6 protein-coding genes are annotated in these 7,327 nt (G+C 74.8%); 1 reads left to right on the forward strand and 5 read right to left on the reverse strand.

What is annotated here, in order from left to right:
- The first annotated feature begins 155 nt into the window (after positions 1–155).
- Positions 156–1,010: an NUDIX hydrolase gene (locus E2C05_RS26200; RefSeq protein ID WP_133222603.1), complete on the forward strand. Its 855-nt coding sequence runs from the start codon at positions 156–158 to the stop codon at positions 1,008–1,010.
- A 131-nt stretch (positions 1,011–1,141) separates the two neighbouring features.
- On the opposite strand, the gene E2C05_RS26205 is transcribed toward E2C05_RS26200, so the two are convergent.
- The 5 genes from E2C05_RS26205 to E2C05_RS26225 all read right to left on the reverse strand — a co-directional run bounded on the left by E2C05_RS26205 (position 1,142) and on the right by E2C05_RS26225 (position 6,883).
- Positions 1,142–2,077 carry an alpha/beta fold hydrolase gene (locus tag E2C05_RS26205; protein ID WP_133222604.1) on the reverse strand — a complete coding sequence of 312 codons (936 nt, stop codon included), beginning with the start codon at positions 2,075–2,077 and terminating at the stop codon, positions 1,142–1,144.
- Between the two features lie 284 nt (positions 2,078–2,361).
- Positions 2,362–2,784: a flagellar biosynthesis repressor FlbT gene (locus E2C05_RS26210; RefSeq protein ID WP_133222605.1), complete on the reverse strand. Its 423-nt coding sequence runs from the start codon at positions 2,782–2,784 to the stop codon at positions 2,362–2,364.
- An 84-nt stretch (positions 2,785–2,868) separates the two neighbouring features.
- Positions 2,869–3,936, reverse strand: coding sequence for a flagellin (locus E2C05_RS26215; RefSeq protein ID WP_158292377.1), 1,068 nt, complete (start codon positions 3,934–3,936; stop codon positions 2,869–2,871).
- Complete coding sequence (locus E2C05_RS26220) at positions 3,933–5,453, reverse strand: flagellar hook-associated protein FlgK (protein ID WP_133222607.1); 1,521 nt, start codon at positions 5,451–5,453, stop codon at positions 3,933–3,935. Before E2C05_RS26220 ends, E2C05_RS26215 begins: the two co-directional genes overlap by 4 nt.
- A gap of 26 nt (positions 5,454–5,479) precedes the next feature.
- On the reverse strand, positions 5,480–6,883 hold the full coding sequence (locus E2C05_RS26225; RefSeq protein WP_133222608.1) for a flagellar hook protein FlgE: 1,404 nt from the start codon (positions 6,881–6,883) through the stop codon (positions 5,480–5,482).
- Positions 6,884–7,327 lie beyond the last annotated feature (444 nt).

Below are 7,327 nucleotides of genomic sequence, written 5' to 3' on the forward strand. Positions count from 1 at the left end.
CGCCGCCGGCCCGCTGGCCCGCCTGGCCTGGCGTGCCGGGGGGGGAGGGGCAGCGGGCCCGCCGCGCGGCTGCCGGTCGGCACCGGCGCTGCGCTGGCCGGGCGGCCCGGGCTGGCGGCATTCACCCAGGGACGCAAACCGCTGTAGACCGGGCCATGACCCCCTTCGATCGCCACATCGCCGCCTGCAACGACCTGGCGTCGCCCGCCGGGCTGATCCCCTTCCGGATCGGCGGGGCGCAGGTGGGCTGGCTGGGGCCGGACGTGGCGCGGGCGCTGACCTTCTTCCCGAAGGAGGTCCATTTCGACGGCCAGGGCGCCGCCCTGGCCGGCCGCCTGCGCAGCCCCGCCGCGCGCAGCGAGGCGCTGGCCGACCTCGCCCGGGCGCTGGAGGGGCGGGGCTTCCTCCGGCTGCGGGGCGAGGCGTTCGATGTCCGGGCGGGCTGGGACGGCCCGGTGCTGGCGGTGCTGGACCGCGGCGCCCTGCCGGTCTTCGGCATCGCCGCCGCCGGCATCCACCTGAACGGCCGGGTGATGCAGCCGGACGGGCTGCATCTCTGGGTCGGGCACCGGTCCCGCGCCAAGGCGGTGGCGCCGGGCAAGCTGGACAACCTGGTGGCCGGCGGCATGCCGGCCGGCCTCGACCCGCAGGCGACCCTGGTGAAGGAGGCGGCGGAGGAGGCGAGCATCCCGCCCGACCTGGCGCTGCGGGCCCGCGCGGTCGGCCGCGTCACCTACGCCATGCGGGCGGAGGGCGGCCTGCGGCGCGACCTGCTGCACTGCTTCGACCTGGACCTGCCCGAGGCCTTCGTGCCACGGCCGAACGACGACGAGGTGGAGCGCTTCGAGCTCTGGCCGGTGCGGCGGCTGTTCGAGGCGGTGCGCGACGGCGAGGACGTGAAGTTCAACGTCAACCTGGTGCTGATCGACCTGTTCCTCCGCGAAGGGCTGATCGACCCGGCCGGGGAGGAGGGGCGGCGGCTGCGGGCGGGCCTCGACCAGGGCGCCTAGGGCGGTTGCCCTTCGCCATGGCTCACCGCAACCGCTCTCGTCTTCTGGATCGACGAGCATCGTCATCCGATCAGGTGATTTCACCTGAGCGGGATCTGCTCTAGCGGGGCGCCGGGCGGCGCACCCCCGCCCTACAGCCCGCGCAGGAACCCGAGCAGCGCCGCGTTCACCTCCGCCGGTGCCTCCTGCTGCACCCAGTGGCCGGCGGCCTCGATCAGCACCGTGCCGCGCAGGTTGGGCACCGTGCGCGGCAGCGCCTCCACCGCCTTGCCGGTCCAGCCCAGCACCGGGTCGCGCCTTCCCGCCACGAACAGCGCCGGGACCGCGACGCGGGCGCCGTGCCAGGGCGCGGTCAGCGCCCAGTTGCGGTCGATGTTGCGGTACCAGTTCAGCCCGCCGCGGAAGCCGGTGCGGCGGAAGGTCCCGACATACTGGGCCATCTCATCGGCCGGCATCCAGCTGGGCTGCGGCGCCGGCCCGCCGCCGCCCAGCGGCTGGTCAGGCTGCCAGCGCGCCTCCTCCGGCGCCTCGCCCGAGAGCGACCAGAACAGCCCGCGGAAGCTGGCCTCCACGTCGCGTTCCAGCGCCCGCTCGGCCTCGCCCGGCGCCTGGAAGCGGAGCTGGTAGAAGCCGTGCCGGCCGGCCCGGCGCATCGCCTCCAGCCCGCTGATCGGCCCGCGCGGCGCATAGGGCACCGAGAGGCCGGCGACCGCCCGGAACAGGTCCGGCCGCATCAGCGCGGCGTTCCAGGCGACCGGCGCGCCCCAGTCATGCCCGACGATGACTGCCTGCGGCAGGTCGAGCGCCGCCAGCAGCCCGACCATGTCGCCGACCAGGTGGAACAGGCTGTAGTCCTCGATCGCCGCCGGCGCGTCCGTCCCGCCATAGCCGCGCATGTCGGGGGCGATGGCGCGGAAGCCCGCTTCCGCCAGCGCCGCGATCTGGTGCCGCCAGGAATGCCAGGCCTCGGGGAAACCGTGGCAGAGCAGCACGGCCGGGCCCTCCCCGGCCTCGGCGACATGCATGCGGATGCCGTTGGTCTCGACGGTCCGGTGGCGGATCTCCATGGCGCGTCTCCTTCCCCGCGCCGAGACCTACACCGGATCGCCGCCGCCCGGCAGCCACGCAGGATCACCCCGGGGCGCCGGCTGCGGCGAGTCCGGAAGGCGGTGTGCTGCCGCGCGGCGGCGGCCCGGGCGCGGTCCCGGCCGCCCGGCGGCGGGCTGCGGCCTGCCGATGCGCCCCCGGGCACCACGTCGTGCCACCCGCCGGCACGCCCGGCCGGGCGGTGGTCGAGGCGGGCGATCCCCCGCGGGCGGCCCCGCCGCGCCGAGGGGCGCGGCAGCGGTGCTCAGCCGCCGACCCGCGGCGATTGCAGCGGCGGCAGGCCCAGCACCTCCTCCTCGTGCCGCATGATGCGGCGGACGATCTTCAGGGCCTGGTAGCAGTCATCCGCCTCGGCCGCGGCCAGCGCCTCGCGCAGCATCTCCCGCGCGGTGGGCGAGGTTGTCGCCTCCTGGAACTCGGCGATCAGGTCGCGCGCCAGGCCAAGCCCGGCCGGCCGCTCCTCGTCATTGCCGATATAGGCGGTCTGCAGGGCGAAATAGATGCGCCGCGCCGGCGTCGTCGCCGTCTCGGGCGCCATGATCTGCTTGCCGAACAGGAAGCGGGCCTTGGCGGCCAGCTCGATCCGGGTGCGGTTGCGGAACCGGATCGGCGCTCCGTTCACGACCATCAGGTCGCCCTGGCGAAGCTCGAGCACCAGCGTGGACATGGGCATTCCTTTTGCCGCAGAGCGCGCGCACGGCGATTTCTCGCAGGCGCCGCTTAACGGTCATTGAATTGAACCGTGCGGCTGTCATGAGAGGAAACGGGTGAGGGTGAGGCTGCCCAGCCGGCCGATGGCGGAATAGCTCGCCTCCAGCGTGGACCGGGTGTCCTGCAGGCGGGTCAGGGTGGCGGCAAGGTCGACCTCCTCGATATCGGCAAGCTGGGCCTTCAGGGTGTCCGTCAGCACGCTGTGGCGCTGCTGGGTGGCGGTCAGCCGCGCCTCGGTCAGGCCGAGCGCGCCGGACTCGTCGGCGATGGCGTCCCGGGCGCTGCGCAGCCCGTTCCGGATGGTGTCGGCGAAGGCGCGGAAATCCGCGGTCGAGGCGGCGGAGGCCGGGGTCAGCGCCGCCAGGCTGGCCAGGCCCCGCAGCAGGTCCTTCGCCCAGGCCCCGGTGGTCTCCCCGGCCGAGACGGCGGCGGCGTTGCGGTTGGCGGCGACGCCATAGGCGACCAGCTGCCCGTCGCCCGAGGGCACGCTCCGCCGCGCCTCTCCCCCGCCGGTCGCCGGGTCGGTCAGGAAGGCGGAGAAGGGGGAGGTGCCGGCGCTGTCGTCCTGCGCCACCGCCAGGGTCTGGGCCGCCACCGTCGCCGCCGTGCCGGGGCCGAGCCCGGCGACCGCGGCGGCGATGCCGCTGGCCAGGCCGCCGGTCGGCAGCCCGTCCGGGTCCGGCACCGGCGGGTTCGCCAGGTCGGACCCGCCGAACAGGTATTCCCCGGCGCTCTGGCTGTTCAGCAGCTGCCCCACCTCGACCATCGCCTGCCGCGCCCGCGTGGCGACCAGCGACAGGGAGGCGGTGTCGTTGGGGTCGAGCTTCATCGCCACCTGGTCGGCGAATTCGCTGGCGATGCTGCCCAGCCGCTGCAGCGCCTGCTGCGTCGCCTGGGTGCGGTTCAGCGCCTCCCCGATCAGCGACCCGTAGGTCTCGCGCCGCGCCATCTCGGCCCGCAGCGACAGCGCCCGCGGCAGGTCCGGCGTCAGGTCGCCCTGCCGGTCGGTCCGCTGGCCGGAGGAGACCTGGCGCGTCAGCGTCTCGACGCGCTGGCGCAGCGCTGTCACCTCGGCGTCGAAGCGGCCGAGCGGGCCGATGCTGGTCACCGCACCGCCCCCAGCAGGGCATCCCACATCGCCTGCACGGTGCTCATCACCCGCGCATTGGCGGCATAGGCGTTCTGCAGCGAGACCATCCCGGCCATCTCGCTGTCCACGTCGACGCCCGACGCCTTGTCGAAGCGCTGCTGCAGCGCCTGCTGCAGCGTCGCCGCCTGGTCCTTCGACGCGGTGGCGGCGGCGCGGTCGCCGAGCTGGGCGGTGGCGAGGCGGGAGGCATAGTCCTCGAGCGTCGCCGGCGGCGAGAAGGGGGAGGCGAGGGTGCCGTCCGGCCCCAGGCCGGTGCTGGCGATCGCCGGCCAGGGATTGCCGGCGGAGGCCTGGGCGCCGAGCGCGAAATCCAGCACCCGGTCCACCATGGCGGTGAAGCCGGCCGGGCCGCCCGCGGGGTTGGGCGTGAAGGTGGTGGGGCCGCCGGCGGCGCCGGCCACGGCATGCGTGCCGTCCCGCAGCAGGGCGGGGTTCGCCAGGACGGCCGGGTTCACCTGGATGCGGCCGGCGAAGCCGACCTGGGCGCTGCCGGCATAGGGAAGCGTGGTGTCCGGCACGCCGGTGCCGGCGCTGTCGGTGAACAGGGTCAGCCCCTGCGCGTCCAGCCGCGCGGCTAGGTTGGCGGCCAGCAGGTCGGCCTCCGCCTGGTAGCGCGGCAGGGTGCGGTCGCGCAGCGTCAGCGCCTCCCCCAGCCGGCCGCCGCGGATCTGCCCGGTGGCGTCGAGCCCGTTCAGGGTGACGCCCGGCACGGTGCCGCCGGCGCCGAAGGCGCTGGTCGGGCCAAGCGTCGCCTCGGCGGTCGCCAGCACGTCGCGGCCGGGATCGAGCGGCAGGACGAGGCCGCCGCGCGCCACCAGCAGCAGGTCGCCGCCCTGCTGCCGCACCGCCTGCACGTCCATCACCTCGGCCAGCCGGGCGACGGCCTGGTCGCGCCGGTCCTCCAGCGCGGCGGTGCCGTCGTCCGGCGCCGATTTCAGCTTCAGGGTGAGCGACGCGATCTCCCGCAGGGCGGCATTCGCGGTGGCGACATCGGTGACGACCTGGTCCTGCGCCTGCTGCCGCGCCTCCCCGATCGCGTCGGAGAGGCCGTTGAGCCGGTCGGCGAGGTCCGTCGCGGCGCTGGCCGCCACCTGCTGCTTGCCGGCATCCGCCGGCGCCGCCCGCAGCGCCAGGAAGGTGGTGCGCATCGCCGCCAGCCGGTCGGCCAGCATCGCCCCGGCCTCGCCATGCGCGGCCTCGATGCCCGAGAGCAGCTCCTCGCGGAAGCCGGCGCCGGCCGCCGCGGCGCGGCTGGCATCCAGCCGCGCGAGCAGCGCGGTGTCCACGGCCCGTGCCGCTTCCTGCGTGCGCAGCCCGGCGGGCTGGTTCCCGACCACCACCGCCTGCTGCGGCACCGACTTGCGCGTGTAGCCCGGCGTCTCCGCGTTGGAGACGTTCTGCGAGGTCTGCGCCAGGCCGCGCTGCACCGCGGCGAGGCCGCTGCGCGCGATCGTCAGGGCGGCGTCGAGGCTCATGGCGGGCGGCTCCCCGGCTCAGCCCGTCAGCGCTTCATGTTGATCGTGTCCTGCAGCATCTCGTCGCTGGCGGTCACGACCCGCGTGTTGGAGCTGTAGGCGCGCTGCGCCACGATCAGCTTGGTGAACTCGTCGGCGATGTCGACATTCGACCGCTCGATGGAGCCGGTGACGATCTTGCCGACCCCGTTCGAGGAGGCGTCGGTCACCCGCGCCTCGCCGCTCTCGGGCGTGCGCATGAAGGCCTGGCCGTCCAGCCGCTGCAGCTTCTCCGGGTCGTTGAAGGCGACCAGCGGCACGCGGCTGATCGACCGGGTCTGGCCGTTGTCGTAGCTGATGATCACGTCGCCGGTGTCGTTGATCCGCACGCCGGCATAGCTGCCCAGCGGCACGCCGTTCTGAGACAGGTTGCGGACGGTGAACTCCTTGTCGGCGTACTGCGTCACCCCGCGCGCCTCGTTGTAGGAGCCGAGCGAGAGGTCGATCGACTGCAGGCCGAGGCCGAAGTCGTGCGACAGCGTCAGCATCGCCGGCGCGGTGGTCGCCGGCGCCGCCGGCGTCGCGCTGGCGGTCAGGGTGGTGGTGGCCGGCGCGCCGGACAGGCTGGCGGAATCGTCGGCCATCGACCCGATGGTGCCGTCCGAGTTGAAGGTCAGCTGGGCGGCGGCGAGGTTGGTGGTGCCGGTGCTGATCACCAGGCGCCAGGTCTGCGCCGGCAGCAGGTTGGACGGGCCGGTCGGGGTGGCGCCGTCGGCGGCGTCGTAGGAATCGTAGCGCGAGAAGGTGAGGTTCAGCTTCTGCTGGTTGCCCAGCTGGTCGTAGACGCTGACCTGGGAGGCATAGATCGGCACCTTGTCGGCGGCGGTCAGCGGGTCGGCCAGCGGGCTCGCCGGCGGGTCGGCCGGCAGGTTCGCGCCGAACTCCACCGTGCTGGTGGCGATCGGGTTGAAGACCTGCTGGTTGACCCGGATCGGCTCCAGCCGCGTCCGGTCCGGCCCGGTGGAGCCGGAGGGCACGGTCCAGCCCTGCAGGTAGTAGCCGGCGCCGTTGACGACATAGCCGTCGCTGTCGAGGCGGAAATTGCCGGCGCGGGTGAAGAACTGCCGCTCGTCGAAGGTGGGCAGGCCGTTCGCCGTGCCGACGCGGCTCGCGACGCTGAAGAAGCCCTGCCCGCCGATGGCGAGGGCGAGCGGGTCCGAGGACTGCTCGAGCGTGCCCTGCACCGCATTGGTGCTGGCCGGCCGGGCCACCACCGCGCCGGGCTCGTGCACCCGCTCCGTCGCCGTGGTGACGTAGGAGATGAAATTGGTGTCGACGCGCTTGTAGCCGACAGTCTGGCTGTTCGCGACGTTGTCCGAGATGTGGCCGAGGGCGCGGCTCTGGGCGCCGAGGCCGCCGATCGCGGTGATCATCGAGCCGAGGAGGGACATGCGCGAGGGCTCCGGGAGGGGCTGTCGAATTGCCCCGGTCCCCAGCACCCGGCGTACCAGCCCTGGGCCGCGCCTGGCCGGCGGGGTCTGCCGGCCGGCCGGCAGGCTTTGCCGCCCGCCGGCGGATTCCTGCCGGCCCGGGCCGCTGCGGGGCTGGAACGGCGCTCGCAGCGGCCGGGCGCAACCCCTGGGGAACCCATGGACGCCCTGCCCCCGCTGCCCGGCCCGGCCGCCGGTCCTTTCCTCGGTTCGCTGGCATCCGCCCTGACGGTCCCCGTCGCGGAGGATGCGGCAGCCGCGGGCGGCTTCGCGGCCGCGATGCGCCGCGCCACCGGCGGCGCGGGGCCAGGATCACTTCCAGGGCCGGGGCCGGAGGCGCCGACGGCCGATGCGCCGGCCGCCGCGGCAGCGGCGCCCGCACCCGCCGCGATCGCGCCGGCTGCC

Source organism: Paracraurococcus ruber, from assembly GCF_004353985.1.
Classification (GTDB): Bacteria; Pseudomonadota; Alphaproteobacteria; order Acetobacterales; family Acetobacteraceae; genus Paracraurococcus; species Paracraurococcus ruber.

Excerpts from the sequence above, each read along its gene's own strand:
- E2C05_RS26225 (WP_133222608.1), bottom strand. The coding sequence starts at position 6,883 with ATGTCCCTCCTCGGCTCGATGATCACCGCGATCGGCGGCCTCGGCGCC.
- E2C05_RS26205 (WP_133222604.1), bottom strand. The coding sequence starts at position 2,077 with ATGGAGATCCGCCACCGGACCGTCGAGACCAACGGCATCCGCATGCAT.
- E2C05_RS26210 (WP_133222605.1), bottom strand. The coding sequence starts at position 2,784 with ATGTCCACGCTGGTGCTCGAGCTTCGCCAGGGCGACCTGATGGTCGTG.
- E2C05_RS26200 (WP_133222603.1), top strand. The coding sequence starts at position 156 with ATGACCCCCTTCGATCGCCACATCGCCGCCTGCAACGACCTGGCGTCG.
- E2C05_RS26220 (WP_133222607.1), bottom strand. The coding sequence starts at position 5,453 with ATGAGCCTCGACGCCGCCCTGACGATCGCGCGCAGCGGCCTCGCCGCG.